15 protein-coding genes are annotated in these 18,002 nt (G+C 45.9%); 5 read left to right on the top strand and 10 right to left on the bottom strand.

Features of this window, described 5'->3' with window-relative positions; all coding sequences use genetic code 11:
- Nucleotides 1–4: 4 nt before the first annotated feature.
- Together RWY97_RS06620 and RWY97_RS06615 are read right to left on the bottom strand one after the other, a co-directional pair.
- A complete protein-coding gene (locus tag RWY97_RS06620) occupies nucleotides 5–676 on the bottom strand; it encodes a 2-C-methyl-D-erythritol 4-phosphate cytidylyltransferase (protein WP_315566232.1) in 672 nt (223 codons plus the stop codon).
- Nucleotides 677–746: 70 nt separating this feature from the next.
- A complete protein-coding gene (locus RWY97_RS06615; protein WP_315566230.1) occupies nucleotides 747–1,313 on the bottom strand; it encodes a DJ-1 family glyoxalase III in 567 nt (188 codons plus the stop codon).
- Nucleotides 1,314–1,426: 113 nt separating this feature from the next.
- Between RWY97_RS06615 and RWY97_RS06610 the strand changes: the two genes are divergently transcribed.
- Both RWY97_RS06610 and RWY97_RS06605 read left to right on the top strand, forming a co-directional pair.
- Nucleotides 1,427–2,314 (top strand): NAD kinase, encoded by an 888-nt coding sequence (locus RWY97_RS06610; RefSeq protein ID WP_315566228.1) that lies wholly within the window; start codon nucleotides 1,427–1,429, stop codon nucleotides 2,312–2,314.
- Between the two features lie 19 nt (nucleotides 2,315–2,333).
- On the top strand, nucleotides 2,334–4,022 hold the full coding sequence (locus tag RWY97_RS06605) for an ABC transporter ATP-binding protein (protein WP_315566227.1): 1,689 nt from the start codon (nucleotides 2,334–2,336) through the stop codon (nucleotides 4,020–4,022).
- 266 nt (nucleotides 4,023–4,288) lie between these two features.
- Here RWY97_RS06605 and RWY97_RS06600 read toward each other — a convergent pair whose 3' ends face one another.
- Nucleotides 4,289–5,137, bottom strand: coding sequence for an OmpA family protein (locus RWY97_RS06600; RefSeq protein ID WP_021583802.1), 849 nt, complete (start codon nucleotides 5,135–5,137; stop codon nucleotides 4,289–4,291).
- Nucleotides 5,138–5,484: 347 nt separating this feature from the next.
- On the opposite strand from RWY97_RS06600, the gene RWY97_RS06595 reads away from it, so the two are divergent.
- The 3 genes from RWY97_RS06595 (at nucleotide 5,485) to RWY97_RS06585 (ending at nucleotide 8,634) form a co-directional block, all read left to right on the top strand.
- On the top strand, nucleotides 5,485–5,946 hold the full coding sequence (locus RWY97_RS06595) for a copper resistance protein NlpE N-terminal domain-containing protein (RefSeq protein WP_024992219.1): 462 nt from the start codon (nucleotides 5,485–5,487) through the stop codon (nucleotides 5,944–5,946).
- A 613-nt stretch (nucleotides 5,947–6,559) separates the two neighbouring features.
- Nucleotides 6,560–7,486: a glycosyltransferase family 8 protein gene (locus RWY97_RS06590; protein WP_315566224.1), complete on the top strand. Its 927-nt coding sequence runs from the start codon at nucleotides 6,560–6,562 to the stop codon at nucleotides 7,484–7,486.
- A gap of 200 nt (nucleotides 7,487–7,686) precedes the next feature.
- A complete protein-coding gene (locus tag RWY97_RS06585) occupies nucleotides 7,687–8,634 on the top strand; it encodes a peptidoglycan DD-metalloendopeptidase family protein (protein ID WP_036931685.1) in 948 nt (315 codons plus the stop codon).
- A gap of 93 nt (nucleotides 8,635–8,727) precedes the next feature.
- Here the strand turns inward: RWY97_RS06585 and RWY97_RS06580 are convergent, their stop codons facing one another.
- The 7 genes from RWY97_RS06580 to purL all read right to left on the bottom strand — a co-directional run bounded on the left by RWY97_RS06580 (nucleotide 8,728) and on the right by purL (nucleotide 17,969).
- Entirely contained in the window at nucleotides 8,728–9,060 is a 333-nt protein-coding gene (locus tag RWY97_RS06580; RefSeq protein WP_021583783.1) for a hypothetical protein, read from the bottom strand.
- A gap of 124 nt (nucleotides 9,061–9,184) precedes the next feature.
- The gene (locus RWY97_RS06575) at nucleotides 9,185–9,958 is read right to left on the bottom strand and encodes a glycosyltransferase family 2 protein (protein WP_315566221.1); all 774 of its coding nucleotides are present in this window, start codon (nucleotides 9,956–9,958) and stop codon (nucleotides 9,185–9,187) included.
- Complete coding sequence (locus RWY97_RS06570; RefSeq protein ID WP_315566247.1) at nucleotides 9,955–11,229, bottom strand: glycosyltransferase family 4 protein; 1,275 nt, start codon at nucleotides 11,227–11,229, stop codon at nucleotides 9,955–9,957. The genes RWY97_RS06575 and RWY97_RS06570 overlap by 4 nt, the downstream gene beginning before the upstream one ends.
- Before the next feature lie 687 nt (nucleotides 11,230–11,916).
- Nucleotides 11,917–12,996 carry a DNA/RNA non-specific endonuclease gene (locus RWY97_RS06565; protein WP_315566219.1) on the bottom strand — a complete coding sequence of 360 codons (1,080 nt, stop codon included), beginning with the start codon at nucleotides 12,994–12,996 and terminating at the stop codon, nucleotides 11,917–11,919.
- Nucleotides 12,997–13,034: 38 nt separating this feature from the next.
- Nucleotides 13,035–13,607 (bottom strand): chromate transporter, encoded by a 573-nt coding sequence (locus RWY97_RS06560; RefSeq protein ID WP_314078810.1) that lies wholly within the window; start codon nucleotides 13,605–13,607, stop codon nucleotides 13,035–13,037.
- Between the two features lie 25 nt (nucleotides 13,608–13,632).
- Nucleotides 13,633–14,202 carry a chromate transporter gene (locus RWY97_RS06555; RefSeq protein WP_315566217.1) on the bottom strand — a complete coding sequence of 190 codons (570 nt, stop codon included), beginning with the start codon at nucleotides 14,200–14,202 and terminating at the stop codon, nucleotides 13,633–13,635.
- A complete protein-coding gene (purL, locus tag RWY97_RS06550; RefSeq protein WP_315566215.1) occupies nucleotides 14,181–17,969 on the bottom strand; it encodes a phosphoribosylformylglycinamidine synthase in 3,789 nt (1,262 codons plus the stop codon). Before purL ends, RWY97_RS06555 begins: the two co-directional genes overlap by 22 nt.
- Between the last annotated feature and the right edge of the window lie 33 nt (nucleotides 17,970–18,002).

Here is an 18,002-nt window from a genome sequence, read left to right as displayed (position 1 = left end):
AATCCTATGATTTAAGCATCGCCTCTGCAATAGTGAGGTCGAATGGTGTGGTGAGTTTGATGTTTTCTCGATTACCTTCAACCATCGTAACGGTGTATCCGAGATTCTCAACGACCGAGGCCTCATCGGTGAATGAGTCTTGATAAGGCTGATTAAAGGCTCTGCGTAGCAGGCCGATGTCGAATACCTGCGGTGTCTGCACCGTACGATAGTTGCTGCGCAAGACGTTCTTGGCTACCCCGCAATTATCTACATAGCGCAGCGTTTCAGTTACCGAAAGTACCGGAATGGCTGCATCCGATTCGCTGGCAGCCTTGAAACAGCGCGCGATAACCGTTTCCGAAACAAAAGGACGCACGCCGTCGTGAATGCCAACGAGTCCTTCTGCATCAGCTGGAATAGCCTTTAAGCCGTTTTTAGATGATTCGAAGCGTGTCTCACCACCGTCGATAACCGTATGTGGAATACCAAATCCGTATTCTTTGCACAATTTTTGCCAATAAGGATGTTGTTCTCGGGGTAACACAAGAATGATTTTCAGTCTCTTATCATAAGCCTGAAAGCGTTCAATCGTGTGCATTAATACCGGCTTCCCACCGATGGGGATAAACTGCTTGGGCACGTCCGTTCCCATCCGCAGACCTTTCCCACCGGCCACGATGATGATATAGCTCATATAGTGAGTTGTAAGTTTGTAAGTTTTTGAGTTGATGAGTCTTTATTGGATGATAATTTTATTCATTCGATCAGTGGCAGGTGATAAGTTCATTGATCAGCATTCCTTCTTTTACCTCCTGTGCTTTCTCCTCCGAAGTGAGCTGAGCCAAAAGACAAAAGCCATAGATAAACGCTGCTGCCGGCCCCTTGCCGGTCGTGATATTGCCGTCGACAGTGTAGAGTTCGCGCGTATATTCCGCACCATCCAAATACTTTTCAAAGCCCGGATAGCACGTAGCTCGTTTGCCTTTCAAGATTCCGATGCTGCCCAAAACCATCGGTGCGGCACAGATAGCGCCTACACGTCGCCCCGAATTGAACTGATTCAACACGGCTTCGCATACACCTTGATGAGCATTCAGATTTGAAGCACCCGGCATCCCGCCCGGGAGCATCAATAAGTCGGCATCACTCAGGTCGGCGTCTTCAAAAAGTAGGTCGGCTTTTACTATCACGTGGTGGGCCGACTCCACATATTCCGTGCCCGTGATACTCACTGTCCGAACATCGACACTACCTCGTCTGAGGATATCCACAGGCGCCAAGGCTTCTGTTTCTTCAAAGCCAGTGGCAAGAAATTGATACACTTTTACCATAGTTTTATGCTTTTTATCGACAAAAAAATGTATTTTTGCAACATTAATGGATATGCAAATATACGAAATGTTTGGCATTTAACTGTGCCTTTCACCTAAAAAAGCATTAAAATATGTCATCGGATCAACTTCGATTTGCCGTTTTCGGCAATGAACATCAGGCCGAGAAGTCAGCGTCAGTGCAGCGAACGCTTGCTCACTTGGCTACACACGGGGCCGAAGTATATATCGAACGCACCTTTTATGACTTTCTTATGAAAGACCGACGACTGTCAGTCGATGTAGCCGGCGTATTTGATGATTACAATTTCGACGTCGATTTTGTCATTTCGATGGGCGGAGACGGAATCTTCTTAAAGGCTGCCAGTCGTGTGGGAGTAAAGGGAACGCCCGTCATCGGTATCAATATGGGCCGTTTGGGATTTCTTGCCGATATCCCGTCTGTAGAAATCGAGGATGCCCTCGACGATGTTTTGAATGGCAAATTCACCATAGAGAATCACGCCGTGATACAGATTGAGACCGATGCAGAAACTATTTCAGGCTCACCTTATGCTTTGAACGATATCGCTATACTCAAACGTGATAATGCTTCGATGATTTCCGTCCGTGCTTGTATCAACGGCGAATATCTTGTTACTTATCAAGCAGACGGCTTGGTGGTGTCGACACCGACAGGAAGTACGGCTTATAGCCTGTCGAATGGTGGCCCGATCATCGTGCCCAAGGCCGGAATCTTGTGTCTTACGCCTGTTGCGCCGCACAGTTTGACCATCCGTCCGATTGTGATTCCCGATGATTCGGAGATCACTTTAACCGTAGAGAGTCGCTCACATAATTATCTCGTGGCGGTGGATGGTCGTTCGGAGCGCTTGCGCGAGGGCACGAAAGTCACCATTCGGAAGGCTCCCCACAGCATTCGAATGATTAAACGAGACAGTCGCCGATATTTTTCTACCCTGCGGGAAAAGCTGATGTGGGGGGCAGATAACCGCGGATGAGAAAATAACTTCAATTAATATGAAAATCAAACAACTCTTACGGATCCCTGAGTCGAAGTATTCTGCAAGCACGATATTGCGCTGGCTGTGGCGTGCTTGGCGTGGAAACCGCGTGCAGGCCGTGCTGAATGCATCGATAGGTCTGCTTTCCGTAGGTATCAGTCTGGCTCAGGTGTGGGCCGTTCAGCGGGCTATCGACATTGCTTCGGGTGCTGCCGACGGTTCGATTTATTGGGCCGTGGCTGTGATGGGCAGCTTAATCCTGTGCGATTTCGGTTTGAATATCTCAGGAGTATGGGTAAGAAATATCCTCGGAGTGAAAGCTCAGAATCGTATGCAACAGCAGATGCTTGACCGAATTTTGCGTTCTGAGTGGCACGGAAAAGAGAGTATGCACTCCGGAGACGTGCTCAATCGACTCGAATTCGATGTCAGCAACGTCGTAAGTTTCCTCACAGAGACCATTCCTAACACGCTTTCAGTGGTAGCATTGTTCTTCGGAGCCTTCTTCTATTTGTGTTCGATGGACAGCACTTTGGCCTTTATCACGGTGGGCATTATCCCTGTTTTCATTGTGTTCAGCAAGATTTATATCGGGCAGATGCGCCGACTTACCCGACAGGTACGCGATTCCGACAGTCGGGTACAAAGTATCCTGCAAGAAACTATCCAACACCGAATGCTCATTAAGACCTTAGAGAGCGATGCCGTGATGGTGAATCGTTTGGAGAATATGCAAAGCCAGCTGCGGCACAACGTTGTACGGCGCACGGCATTCAATGTTTTTTCGAGTCTGATTCTCAATTTTGGGTTTGCTCTCGGATACCTCGTTGCTTTCCTTTGGGCTGCAGTCAGGATGTCGCAACACACGTTGACATTCGGCGGGATGACTGCTTTCTTACAGTTGGTCAATCGTATCCAGAGTCCCGCTCGCAGTTTAACAAAACTCGTTCCGGCCTTTGTGAGTGTGTTTACAGCTGCCGAACGACTGATGGAACTTGAAGAGAACCCTTTGGAAGAGCAGGGAACACCCATTGAAATACCTGCTCCCTGCGGCATCCGACTGCAAAACGTTACCTATTCTTATGCTACTGCCGACGGTGAAGTATTGAAAAATCTCAACTTCGATTTTCGTCCCGGCTCGTGTACAGCTATTCAAGGCGAGACCGGCTCGGGCAAAACGACACTCGTTCGCCTGTTGCTCGCACTCCTGCAACCGCAAAGCGGCAGCGTTCAGATATACGACAGCAAGGGGCGTGCACGCGATTTGTCGCCTCGAATGCGGTGTAACTTCGTTTATGTACCGCAAGGAAACACTCTGATGAGCGGTACCATACGTGATAATTTGCGCTTAGGCCGGCTCAATGCTGATGACGATGAGATGCGCGAAGCCTTGAAACAGAGTTGTGCCGACTTTGTTTTCGACCTCCCCGAGGGGCTTGATACGGTTTGTTCAGAGGCGGGCGGCGGACTGAGTGAGGGTCAGGCGCAGCGCATCAGTATTGCACGTGCCCTGCTGCGCAACCGATCTATTATGCTATTCGATGAAGCCACGAGCGCGTTAGATCCCGAAACAGAGCGTCAACTGCTGCAAAACTTACTCGCTGTTCACGACAAAACCATCATCTTTATCACCCATCGCCCCGCCGTTTTGGAGTATTGTGACCAAACATTGCAGATTGTTAAGGGGGAGAAAGTAAAGAAGTGAGAGGAAAAGAAAGAATGAAATGGAAAGAGATTTGTATATGTCTGAAAACCAGGTATATACAAATCTCTTTTCAATAAATGTCTACTTGTCTGATGATTAACGGTTAAATGCATGCCATTTAACCGTTTTTCGTACAGCGATTAACCGTTCATTGCAATGCAACTGACAGTTAGTTGTAAAAGCCTCGTATATAATTGAATTTCGAATACATACGAGGCTCTTGCTTATCCGTCTCCTCTCGGAGAGAAATCGAGGGAGAGACTTCCTTAGTTTCGGCCATTCTCACTCTCCGGCGCCTTATCGATCAAGTCCATAAACTGGTCGAGTTTAGGCGTGATGATAATCTGAGTACGGCGGTTACGTTGCTTACCGAGTTCGGTATTGTTGGTTGTCAGTGGGTTGTATTCGCCTCTACCGCCAGCTGTCATACGCTTAGGATCGACGCCATAACGGTTTTGCAAATACTGCACTACGCTTGAAGCACGCAGACAAGAGAGGTCCCAATTGTTGCGAATGTTGGCTCTTGAAATGGGTACGTTATCCGTATTGCCCTCGATGAGTACGTCATAATCTTTATAATCTGTGATGATTTTGGCAATCTTACTCAACGTTTCAGCGGCCCGATCGTTGATTTCGTAACTGCCGCTCTTATAAAGCATATTGTCGGCCAACGATATATAGACCACGCCTTTGAGCACTTGCACGTCTACTTCTTTCATTTCTTCCTTGCTCAACGATCGTGTCAGATTGTTCGTAAGCACCATATTGAGCGAGTCGCTCTTGGTCTTTACCTCTACCAAATGGCGAATATATTGGTTGCTTTCATTGATCTGATCTACCAATTTAGAGATATTGATGTTGTTGGAATTAGTATTCGAAAGACTCTGATCAAGCGACCGCTGCAGTGCTGCATAGTCTTTCTTCTGTTGAGCGAGCTGCTCTTCCAAGCTCGTTACGCGTGCCTGGCTGGCTGCAAGCTGCTCTTTGGCATTGCGATAGTTGTCGGTCAGTTCGCGGTTTTCTGTCTGACAATTCTCTAATGCTTTTTTACTGGCACAGCTACTTACCATCAGTGCACCTGCCAATAGCGTAAATGTCAAGAGATTTTTCTTCATATTTATTCTGTGTTTAATGTACATTTTTCGTTGCAAAGATATCCATTTGACGGCAAATGAAGACATAAATATAATGAATTTATGCAATTTTAACCTCGTAATCTGTTGATTATCTTACGTTAACTGATTTGTTCCCAGAATGTTACGGATATCTTGTAAAGTTGCAATAGTTGTCTTTCTGTTTAAATGGATTTGTTATCTTGCTCGGCCGTTTGCCTGAAAATGCTTCGTAGCGGAGCCGAAGTGTGGGGCTGATAAAGTGATTGAGATTATTTAACAGGCAAGATATAATATATCGGAGAAATGTCGGTTATTGTGTGATGTATAACAAAATAAATAAACGTATGATGAAAAAAGCATTTATGGCACTGGCTGCTTGCGCGTTGATTGCATCGTGCCAGCAGAAGGGAAAAACAGAAGCCAACGCAGAAAACGCTGATTCTGTCGCAGTAGATTCAATGGTAAGCGACTCTGTTCGCTATGAAGGTGTAGTGCCCGCAGCCGACGGTCCCGGTATTCGTTATGAACTGGCGCTGGCCAATGACAGCACAGACGGGTTCTCGCTCGTGATGACTTATTTGGAAGCGGAGAACGGAAAAGATAAGGTTTTCTACTATACAGGTAAAAAAGAAGATGTGAAGAAGACCGTAGATGGTGCCGAAAAGATGGCTTACAAGCTGAATCTCGGTAAGAAAGAAGACACCGAATATTTCCTCGTTCTCAACGACTCTACGTTGCGTATGGTCAATGAAGACTTGAAAGAGGGCGTTGCCGGTGGCACGAAGTATGATTTGAAACTCAAAAAGTAATTTGTTTTTGTCTTAGACAAAAGTTCAGAAGGACAAGAGGTAAGTGGTGAAATCGATATCGCTGCTTGGCTTTTGTCCTTTTATCTAAATATTGATCATATTCGATATCTGAATCTTTCATCGTTTGCGTAATACATATTGATAAAACATTTGTATGTTGGTGGTTGTCAGTTATATATAATTCCCTTTTCGTTTTATTGTTAAACACCTTGTAAGTAACGGTCAATCGCCTTGCAAAAGATGGTTAAACGCAGTGCGTTTAACGGTTAATTGTCGGGCGTTTAATAATTGTTTGATTTACAGAGATATACAGGGATAAGTGATATCTATGGCTTTTGAACTCGGAATCAGGAATGAGGCTCTTCCAAAACGGTTATGATCAACAAAACTGTTTTATCATTTGCAGGGTGCGATGAGGATGAAACAGACAGTCATACACGAACAATTTTCTGTAATTTCAATACGATTAGCGTTGTATTCTTTTATAGAAACGCTTTAATTCCATACTATTTTAGTCAGCCATAAAGCCAAACTTTTATCGGAAACACTTGTGCAGTCGAGATTTATTGATTATCTTTGCCCATATCTTCTCTATGAAAGAGGGATTTAGATTATGACAATAGGAACGGTGAACATAGCATATACGATCGATTGCAATGCAGTTTTGCCTTGCTATGTGTCTGTCAAATCGATGCTGGCACATACAAAAACGAAGGTGGATGTCTATATTGTCAGCGACAGTCCGTTACCGAATAAAGATCGCGCAACATTGGAAACGTTGCGCTCTGAGAATGCAAATATCGAGTTTATTACCATTGACGGGACTCTGTTCAACAATTTCCCGATTGGCGGGGAAACGGCCAATGCGGAGATACCTCTTGCTACTTATTACCGTCTTTATTTCCCCGTCTGTTTCTCTTTTGATAAAATCATCTATGTCGATGCTGATACAATGTTCACTGATGACATTGCACTGCTGTGGCAAATAGATTTAAACGACAGTCTTGTTGCAGGAGTTCCCGATAAGAAAGAGATGCAAGAGAGGAGGAAAGACGAGCTGGGTTTGAATCGCGATGAGCAATATATAAACGCCGGTGTACAGGTAATGAACTTGTGGGAAATGCGTAAGGCGGGTCTTTTCAAACAATGTCGGCAGGTTGTAAACAATCAACGAGAGAGAATTATTTATCACGATCAGGATCTGTTAAACCTACTTTGTCGTGGTAGAATCAAGATATTACCTTATCGGTGGAATCTGTTGGCGGACTATTTGTTAAAGGAGCCAAAAGAGGGTGATGATAAAACACGTCTGCTCAAAGATGCACAGGCACATCCGGCAATCATTCATTTCGCCGGTGCAATCAAGCCTTGGCAAGACCGGTGTTGGCATCCTTATCAGAGAAAATGGCGAAAGTATCTGTCCGATTCTCCTTATTTCGTTTCTGATCGTACGCTGAAAGAGCGTCTCGCTCTTATCATACGCGGGTATTTCTACTATTTTTGCTTAGGTCCCAGTCCTTATTCCAGGCCTCGCGAATAACAAAAGAGGCTTTGGAAACGAATCTGTGATGATGTTAAAAGCCACATAAATTCTGTTAACCTGCTTGATTCTTGTCAATTTTTTGTTATCTTTGCCACGTCTTTTGACAATTCATCGAATATTTGTTTGATTCAATGGATTGTTTCGGGAGGTGCCTATTCACCTTTCCCCGATACAAATTAAACCTATAAATGTCAGAAATGAGGATAAGAAAGACGATTAAAACCATTGCGGTTACTGCAATATTGGCTCTTACGGCACAGTCGGCGGTCGGCCAGGATCTATTGGCTCGACAGGCGCCTGTGGACAGAAAGATGAGAAGAGTAGACACACTCGCCCTGCAAAGCATTATTAATCGAGAAACAGCACAATCTCCGGCAGCAGATCTCTACAATGATTGGGATAATCGATATGCCCATCGTGCCACGGAACTTCCTGATTCTTTCCGCATCAATCTGCGGCATTTTCATATGCCGACACCCAGTCGTGTCATCACGTCTAACTTCGGAGCACGTTGGGGGCGAATGCACAAAGGAATCGATATCAAGGTATATGTCGGCGACACTATTCGTTCGGCATTTGCAGGAAAAGTTCGCATCGTACGTTATGAAGCCGGCGGTTATGGCAAATATATCGTCATTCGTCATCCCAACGGACTTGAAACTATTTACGGACATCTCTCTAAACAATTGGTAGAAGAAAATCAAGAGGTGCGCGCGGGAGAAGTAATCGGACTCGGAGGAAACACTGGACGTAGCACAGGATCGCATCTCCACTTCGAGACAAGACTGTGTGGTGTAGCCTTAAATCCTGCTTTGCTCTTTGATTTTAGGGCTCAAGACATAACAGCCGATACGTATATGTTCCGCCGGAGTTCGTATGAACGGGAGTCGGCAGAGGCGACTCGTCTTCGTGGTAAGATTGGAAATGGTGGTTACTCACGTGATGAAGTGACCGGAGAGATAGCTCAGAACAATCATAATTCTGCCTCTTTCAATGGTGAAAAATTGTTTCACAAAGTCGAAGCAGGCGAAACTTTGGCAAGCATTGCACGTAAACGTGGTGTGACTATCGATCAACTGTGCAAGCTCAATCATCTAAACCGTAATACACGAGTATCTGCCGGTCGGATGTTAAGGTACTCATAAATAAGCAGAACAGACATTTACAATCAATAATAAAGCGCCCGCAAAGATGTGAATCTCTGCGGGCGCATTCGTTATTCGTGTGGAAGGATTGGCCTACTTCTTGTCGGCTTGCTTGTCACATTTGGTGCATTCTTTCTTATCGCACTTAACTGCGACTTTACAACAACCCTTTCCGGATTTCTTGTCACACTTTTTGCAGGCTGCATTTTTCTTGCATTCCTTGCCTTTGCAACTATCCTTGCAAGTCTTATCGCACTTTTCTGCCTTTGTGGTTGCACCGGTCTTGCCGTCTACATCCTTGTGTTTCTTACACTTTTCACACTTCTCTGTCTTGTCACATTTCTTCTTTTCAGTCTTCACGTCTTGTGCATTCGCAAAGCTTATCGCAGCCAACATCAGGACTGCACTCATTAATACTTTCTTCATTTTACCTTATACTTTAAATGATTCAACGGTTGCAAAGATAATGAATATTTTGAATGAATGGTAGCTTTTTGGATTATTTATTACTTAAAAAGTAACAAATTCGTAATAAATTAGGAGTTTCCCATTACTTCAAAGCAGTGCGAATGACAAACCAAAGGTGCATTGTGAGGGTACAAAAAAGGCCATAATGACGAGTCATCAGGTGGAAACGCTCGATAAGTGATGCCCGATGATTCTTCACACTCATTCCTCCCTCCAAATAATTGACTACCACTGCGTGTACGTTACGCAGCGGAAGATGACTCGCTTCGGCCTCTTTCATTATGCGAATACACCAATCTATGTCGGCCGATAATCGATAATGTAAGTCATAGGGAGTGTTTTTCGCAAGGTCAGTACGGGCATAAAAGGCCTGATGACATACCAACATTCCTTGCCGAAACGATTTCCACGTAAGCCGTTCGGGCACAGAATGCTGACGATGATACAAAAAACGGCCCTCTGAATCCACCACATCCGTGTCGCCGTAAAGTACGCCGGGCAAGATCTCTCCATCTCCGACGCTGCCTGCAATGAGGTCGAGTGTGTCGGCAGAAGGCAGCACATCGCCCGCATTCAGGTAGCAAACATAATCGCCCGAAGCCTTGTGCAGGCCCTTATTCATTGCATCATAGAGTCCGTTGTCGGGTTCCGAAGCGATCAAAATATTATGACCTGTTTTTGCTTCATCTGATTTCACCTTATATATATGAGCCATTTCTACCGTGCGATCACGCGAAGCACCGTCGATAATCAGGTGTTCCACATAAGGATAAGTCTGCATCAACACGCTGTTTGCTGTTCGTTGGAATACAGCTTCGGCATTGAATGTTACTGTAATGATGGTAAATCGGATCATAAATGGAACTCTTTGATGGCCAAAGCCTGGTTATACACCTCTATATAACGCTGTGACACGTAGGTTTGAGAATACTTCGACTGCACTTTTTGTACTGCATTGCGTCGCAACTCATCGTGATCGGCTTCGTGCAAAACCCAAAACAAGCCTGCCGCAAAGTCTGATGCGTCTTTAAATTCGGCCACATAGCCATTTATCTTATGGTCGATCATCTCGGGAATTCCGCCTACACGGAATCCGATACACGGCACGCCGCACGCCATTGACTCCATAATGGTATTCGGAAGATTGTCTTCCAATGATGGAAGAACGAAAACATTGGCCGAATTATAAATATCCACGAGTCGCTTTTCATCTGAAACGTAGCCCAAAGAATACACTGGCAACGGCAGATTGTCGGTAATTGCCTCTGACTGTCCGCCCAAAATGGCCACGCCTAAATGGTCTTTCAGCTCCGGGCGAGCCTCTATGAGTTTGCCGACAGCTTCGATCAAGAAATCGATACCTTTGCGTTTGTCCGTTACTCGTTGTGAGACAAATAATATCAGCTGCTTATCCGTGATAAGTCCGGCCCTTTGTCGCGCTTCCTTTTGACTTTTCGGACAAAACATTCGCGTATCAATCGGATTCGGAATCGTCACCACCTCCTGGCCCCGAAGCAGTGCGCTCTGGCGCGCTTGTCGGCCAAGCCACTCGCTGCAAGTGACATAATAGATGTTGCGGTTGTGTAAAACGCGTTGCTTCCGGTGCCAAATCTTGTTGGATAGGTCGGTCTTCGAGCCGCCGCCGGGCAACAATGGGCACTCGTGACACGCGGTCTTGAACTTCGGACAACCGTGTGTGTAATGGCAGATAGCCGTAGCCGGCCACGCGTCGTGCATCGTCCAAACTACCGGTTTGCCTGTATCTAAAATCTTGCGAATGCCGTTCAGTGAGAGCATTCCTTGATTGATCCACGCTAAATGAATAACATCTGCCTCTTTAAATTCGGGTAATGACGTGATGTCCGAGCCCGAATTGGCGATGTCTATTTCGAAAAGGTGATCGCGAGAGAAGTGCAATTGCCGAAAGATACACCATCGTTCCCATAGAAAATGCCATCTGAGCATCGGTGAACGAGGCAATGCCGCCACCGTGATATGATCGGTTTGCTTGTCCCGAACCAGCATTTTGGCTTTCACGCCGTTATTGTTCAGTGCATCCATCAGCCGATTGGAAGCTACTGCTGCACCGCCCGTCTTCTCGCTGGTATTCACTATCAATACACGCATTGCTATCTTGTTCTTAATCCGAATACAAAGATAATACTTACCGATGTATTTGCAAAGAAAACCGATTGAAATGCCTTTATTTTCCATTGTGTACGTACACAACTCATTGATTTATGTCAATAAAAGTGCATTTTACTGTAAAATGAAAGGCAAAAGTATTGTGCGCGTGCAAAATTCAGCGTACCTTTGCATCGTCAAAAGGTTAATAGATTGTTTAGGTTAGTAGTAATAGATTTAGGTTTTTAGTTATTAGGTTTAAGGTAGATTTTACAGATTGTTTAACGGGTAACAATGAAGGCCGTGAGGTTTTCATTTCGTTCGAAAAAGATTTAAGTTAAACATAAGGGGTGCGCCGCAGTTCGTTGAGAATTGCGGCGCATCTTTTATATACTCAAAGAGAGTTAAATGGAAGAATAAAAGGGTATGAGTAAAGAATGGCCTCACTCTCTAACCTCTCTTCAAAAGGAGAGAGAAGCAAGTTGCTTTAATATCGCTCATATAATATTTAATAGCTATTGCATAATTCTCCCCTCTCTAAAAAGAGAGGGGTTGGGGTGAGGCTCCTGTCTCTTTGTTGTGTTTTCCTTTGCATTTAACTGTTAATTACCTTGCAACTAACGGTTAAACGGCGTGCGATTAACCGTTAATCGCGCGCCGTTTAACGGCTTTTCATCGTGTATTTAACTGTTAGTTGTTTTGCGAGCGATGATTTTTTATGTGCCGAACAGACTGATGAGGCGTTTTGATACGCCACGCATTGATATTTAACCGGCTTTCGATCTCATCCTCGATGTCATCCGGAAGATTGCAGAAGAAGTCAATACCGGTGCGTCGTTCCAGCTCGTCTATGCTGATGGCATATTGTGAAAAGTCGCCCGAATGTTTCTTTTCATCGTGTAAAGTCCATAGTCCGATGGCCTGATAGTGGCCGTCTTTCTTGCACAATACAGCCATATAAAAGTATTTCGGGATAAGTAACCCCGAGCGCGTTGTACCTGAAATCTGGTCGTCTCGGTCTATCGTGGCGGCCTTGACGACAAAAAGCGTGTCGCGAAAAGCCGTGTTATTCCACGCGCGTACCTGTGTTTCGAGTCGCTTCCAGACGCCGGCATTGTGGCGTTGGTACTGCGGTTGCATATTGCTTAGATAGAAAGTTTGTTGGTTCTGAACCTTAGAACAGCGTCGATCTGCTGCCGGACAGAGATGTCCTCGTGAAAAACCGGAACCTACATACTGGCTGAGAACAGTACGATAGGCAGTCGGAATGTCTTCATCTTCTCTGAAAGTATTGTTTCGTTTCTCGTTATCACAAGTGTTTCCGTCATACATTTGATAGCACGTCCAGCGATTGGATTTCTTTGAACAGTCCCATTCAAGGCTGTAAGTATTGCCGTATTCAGGTGTGGAATGCTTGATAAGAAGATTCATTTCGCCCTCTTTTCGATGTGGAAATTCCAATTGTGAGGCTTGCGGATCGGTGTTCCGATTTCGGTTTACGGCTCTATTGGATGGGCTGTTCGGAACGGATGAGTTTGCGATATAGACGATGCTGTCTATCCGATGATTGAGAATAGTATGTCGGGTATTGTCTGTATAACGAATCAGTGTCAGCGAATCGCCGAGATACGTGATTCTTTTCAGTCGGTCGAGTACTACATCATAGGTTGCCTGCCGATGCAGATAATAACGCAGGATGCCGCTTGCAGTTTGGCTGATAGCCGCGAGTGAGATGGTGAGCGACAAGAAAATGATCGATAGTTTTTTCATAAATCAGATGGATTGGATGACTGATAGATTGCCGATTCTTAATACAAAAGCAGAAGACCGGCTACGGCTGCATAACCGATCATCCGTATAGGATTGATTCGTATTATCTTTGTGCCGACGAAAGTGGCGATGAACAGCCCTATGCTTATGCAAAACTGCCACGGGTGATCGGGGCTGCTGAAGTTTTCGGGAGTCATCAATAGCAGCGCAGCAGCGGCAAGCAGGCCTACGACTGCGGGTCTGAGACCGGCAAAAATGTTTTGAACCGGCGCCGTGTTCATATATTTCATAAACATTTTACTGATGAGTATCATCATAATTAACGACGGAAGCACCAATGCAAACGTTGCGACAGCACTGCCGAGAGCAGCCATCGCATTGCCGTAACCGGCATTATGAACTGCCGTGTAACCGCAATATGTGGCCGAATTGATGCCGATCGGTCCCGGCGTTATCTGTGAAACGGCTACGATATTGGTAAATTCGGCGGCCGAAAGCCAATGGTGATGTGCTACCGTTTCGGCTTGAATGAGCGATAACATACCGTAACCGCCGCCGAATCCGAATAATCCTATCTCGAAGAAAGTGATGAACAAATAGACGAAAAGCATATTTTGAGTTTATGAGTTGTTGCATTCAGGTTTCTTTTAAGAACTTCCCGTAAAGATAACCGCCTATTCCTGCGATGATGATTACGTACACGGGATTAACGCCCAAGAGCCAAATTGCAAGGGCAGAGACCAACGGAATCCAACAATTTGTTAGCGAAATATTCGTACTTTTAGCTAAACTGAACGTGGGAGCGGCAATCAATGCCACGACGGCCGGACGTATGCCGCGAAACATTGCAGCTATAATCGTATTGTCTTCAAATTGCTTGAAGAACATAGCTATCAGCAGAATGAGCAGGAACGAGGGTAAGGTTGTGGCCAAACTCGTGCACAATGCACCTCGGAGTCGGCGTAGTTTGTAGCCGATAAAGATGCTCATATTGATGGCGAAAACGCCCGGACAGCTCTGGGCAACGGCAATTAGATCGATGAAATCTTGTTTTTCGAGCCATTTGTATCTATCAACGACTTCGGCTTCGATAATGGGGATCATCGCATAACCGCCTCCAAGGGTGAATGCTCCTATTTTAAAGAAAGTCTTGAAGCTGTTCCAATAGAATCTGTTCGTGTTGCTCATTTTCTCTCTTCTATCCATTTTCGTGCATTGACAAACGCCTCAATCCACGGTGTGATGTCATCAGCGCGGTGCTCATTAGGGTAGAATGCGTTCTGCCAGGGAAATATGGCGCGTTCTAAATGAGGCATCATTGCGAGGTGACGGCCGTTTGCTGAGCAGATGGCTGCAGCGTTATAGTCGCTTCCGTTGGGATTACCGGGATACTCGGCATAGTTATATTTGGCAACGATTTGGTATTGGTCCTCGGGCTCGGGTAAGTAAAATCGTCCTTCGCCGTGGGCGACCCATAGTCCGAGTTTGCATCCGCTGAGACTGCCGAACATCACACTGTTGTTCGATGGGATGCTTAATGTGAGATAAGCACTTTCAAATTTACGCGAGTTATTGTGACAGAGATGGCCCCGATGACGGTGTTCGGGATTGATTAAATTCAATTCTGCCATCAATTGACACCCGTTGCAGATACCCAGGGATAATGTATCGGAACGCGAATAGAAACGATCGAGCGCCTCTTTGGCTTTCGGATTATAGAGGAAAGCACCTGCCCAGCCTTTTGCCGAGCCCAAAACATCGGAATTGGAAAAGCCTCCGCAGAACACGATCAGGTGGATTTCATCCAATGTTTCGCGGCCGCAGATAAGATCGGTCATCGTGACATCTTTCACATCGAAGCCTGCGAGATAAAGTGCATAAGCCATTTCGCGCTCACCGTTGGTTCCTTTTTCGCGGATGATGGCAGCTTTGATACCGGTCGGTTTACGACGGTCGGCATCGAGGTCGTATTGAGAAAGCCTCCCCGTAAATTCCTTTTTAAATTTGAACTCGATAGGTTGCTTCTTGTAATTCATGTATCGTTTCTTTGCCATTCCGTTCAAACTCTGCTTGGAATCGAGCAAATAAGAGGTCCGGAACCACGTATCGCGCAAGGCATCTATATCGAATGAATGTGTTATTTCGCCTTTCTTAACGATGAGTGTGCGTTTATCAGGGGTCGGATAACCGATTTTTGCAAATCCGATTCCTCTTTCTTCTAAGTAGTTTTGCAGTTCGTGCTTGTGCGAATCGGCCACTTGGATAACGATTCCGGGGTTTTCGGCAAAGAGATTCTTCACTAAGTCGTCGTCTGCTAAATCGTGAAGATTGATGTGTAAACCGCCTTTTGCATTGGCAAAAGTCATTTCCAACAATGTGACAATCAGTCCGCCGGCACTGATATCGTGTCCGGCCATAATCCATTTACGGTTGATCAACTCCTGAACAGCCTCGAAACAATCTGCGAAATATGCAGCATTAGATACGGTCGGCACGTCATCGCCCACCTTTCCGAGGCTTTGTGCAAAGGCAGAACCGCCTAACCGCTGAGCATCGAAGCTGAAATCAATGTAATAAAGAGACGAGTTCTTATCGTTAATAACCACCGGTGACACCACGTTACGCACATCTGAAACCTCACCTCCACTCGTAACAATAACCGTTCCGGGCGCAATCACTTTTTCACCATCAGAATATTGTTGAGTGAGTGACAGCGAGTCCTTACCCGTCGGGACGTTGATTCCAAGTTTGCAACAGAAGTCCGATAAGGCTTTCACAGCCTGATAGAGTCGCGCATCTTCGCCTTCGCGCGACCGACAGGGCCACATCCAATTGGCCGAAAGCGACACACTGCGCAGTCCTTCACGCAAAGGTGCCCACACAATATTGGTCAACGACTCGGCAACTGACAGCACTGAGCCTGCCGAGGGGGATGCAAGCCCCGCCTGGGGAGCGTGCCCTAAGGCTGTAGCAATACCCTTACGACCGCGGTAGTCGAGTGCAACCACACCGCAATCTGATAACGGAAGCTGGATCACTCCTTGACATTGCTGCCACGCAACCTTACCAGTCACGGAACGGTCTACTTTATTTGTCAGCCAGTCTTTGCACGCAACGGCTTCTAATTGCAGTACGCGTGCAAGGTATTCATCGATTTTTTGCAGGTCGTAAGATACGTTTTCATAGTGTCGTTCTACCGTCTTGTCCGTCATTATCGTCTTAGGCGAATGACCGAACATCTGTGATACATCAAGATCGAACGGCTTGACGCCATCCTTTTGGACAAAAGAGAAATGCGCATCGCCTGTCGTTTCGCCCACGACATACAGTGGAGCACGTTCCCGTTCGGCAATTTTTCGTACGCGATCGATGTGTTTTTCATCGATAAGTAAGCCCATTCGCTCCTGGCTTTCATTTGCAATAATCTCCTTGGCAGAGAGCGTTCGGTCGCCGATGGGTAGTTGATCCATCTCTATTTTACCGCCGCATTCCTCGACAAGTTCCGACAAACAGTTGAGATGTCCTGCTGAACCGTGGTCGTGAATGGACACAACGGGATTGTCATCTGCCTCTACCAAGGCACGCACAAGGTTGTAAGCACGCTTCTGCATCTCCGGATTGGCACGCTGAACGGCGTTGAGCTCAATGCCGTTGGCATATCGTCCTGTATCAACTGACGATACAGAGCCGCCTCCAAGACCGATTCTGTAATTGTCACCACCCACAACTACCACTTTATTTCCAGGCTGCGGAGCTTTCTTTAAACAGTCTCTTCGGGTGCCGTAACCGATTCCTCCTGCCAACATAATCACTTTATCATAAGCCAAGAGAGAGTTATCTATTGTCGCTTCTCTCGTAGAAGAAGGAGTTTTAGCAGTCGTTTCTTGGTGTTCAAAAGTAAGAACGGAACCGCAAATGAGCGGTTGTCCGAACTTATTTCCAAAGTCAGAGGCTCCGTTCGAGGCTTTAATCAAAATCTGTTCAGGAGTCTGATACAGCCATTTTCGTGCGGGAATCAAATTCTCCCAATCACGAATCACGGAGTCTTCTGCTCTTACCTGAGATAAATCGGGGGTGAGTCCGGCCTCTAATCTCGGGTAAGCTGTCATATAAACAGCCGTTCCCGCGATGGGCCAAGAGCCCGTTCCGCCTGCCATTCGATCACGAATCTCACCGCCTGTGCCTGTTGCAGCACCGTTGAAAGGCTCCACTGTGGTAGGGAAATTATGTGTTTCGGCTTTTAACGAGATGACACTCTCTACATCTGTCACTTGGAAATAGTCGCTTGTCGACTGATCCTTAGGTGCAAACTGTTCGATGATCGGCCCCTGTGCAAAGGCTACATTATCTTTATATGCACTCAAAATACTATTCGGATTCTCATTGGTTGTCTTCTTAATCATTGCAAATAGCGACGACTCCATCTCTTTTCCGTCGATGACGAACGTACCTCCGAAAATCTTATGACGGCAATGCTCTGAATTGATTTGCGCAAATCCGAAGATTTCTGAGTCTGTCAGCGGACGTCCGTTGGCCTTTTCAATGGTGTGAAGATATTTTATTTCCTCCGGCGAAAGCGCTAAACCTTCCTGCTCATTATATGTTTCTATATCGTTGATATATTTGATCGGTTCGGGTTTACGGTCTATCGTGAAGATGTTCTGATCCAAATCGTCATACATTCGTTGCAGCATTGGATCGTGTTCGGCTTCTTTTGAAGCAACGGGAAAATATTCCTCAATACGCAAAATGCCGTTAAGATTCATATTCTGTGTAATCTCAACGGCATTCGTACTCCACGGAGTGATCATCTCTCGACGCGGTCCCACGTAATAACCGGTCAGTTCCGGTGTATCGATCAGCGTGGCATCGCCATACAACCAGCATAGTTTGTTTGTCTCGTTTGTACTCGGCCGATGGTCGAAAGCTGTTGCAATCACGGTCTCTTTGGATGTTTTGAAGAAAAGAATCATAGTCGTTCTGAATATAATTAGGTAATGAATGAT

This window comes from Hoylesella pleuritidis (assembly GCF_963541955.1).
Lineage (GTDB): Bacteria > Bacteroidota > Bacteroidia > Bacteroidales > Bacteroidaceae > Prevotella > Prevotella pleuritidis.
The sequence above is the reverse complement of the archived record's forward strand: the minus strand, read 5'-3'. Positions and strand labels throughout refer to the sequence as shown.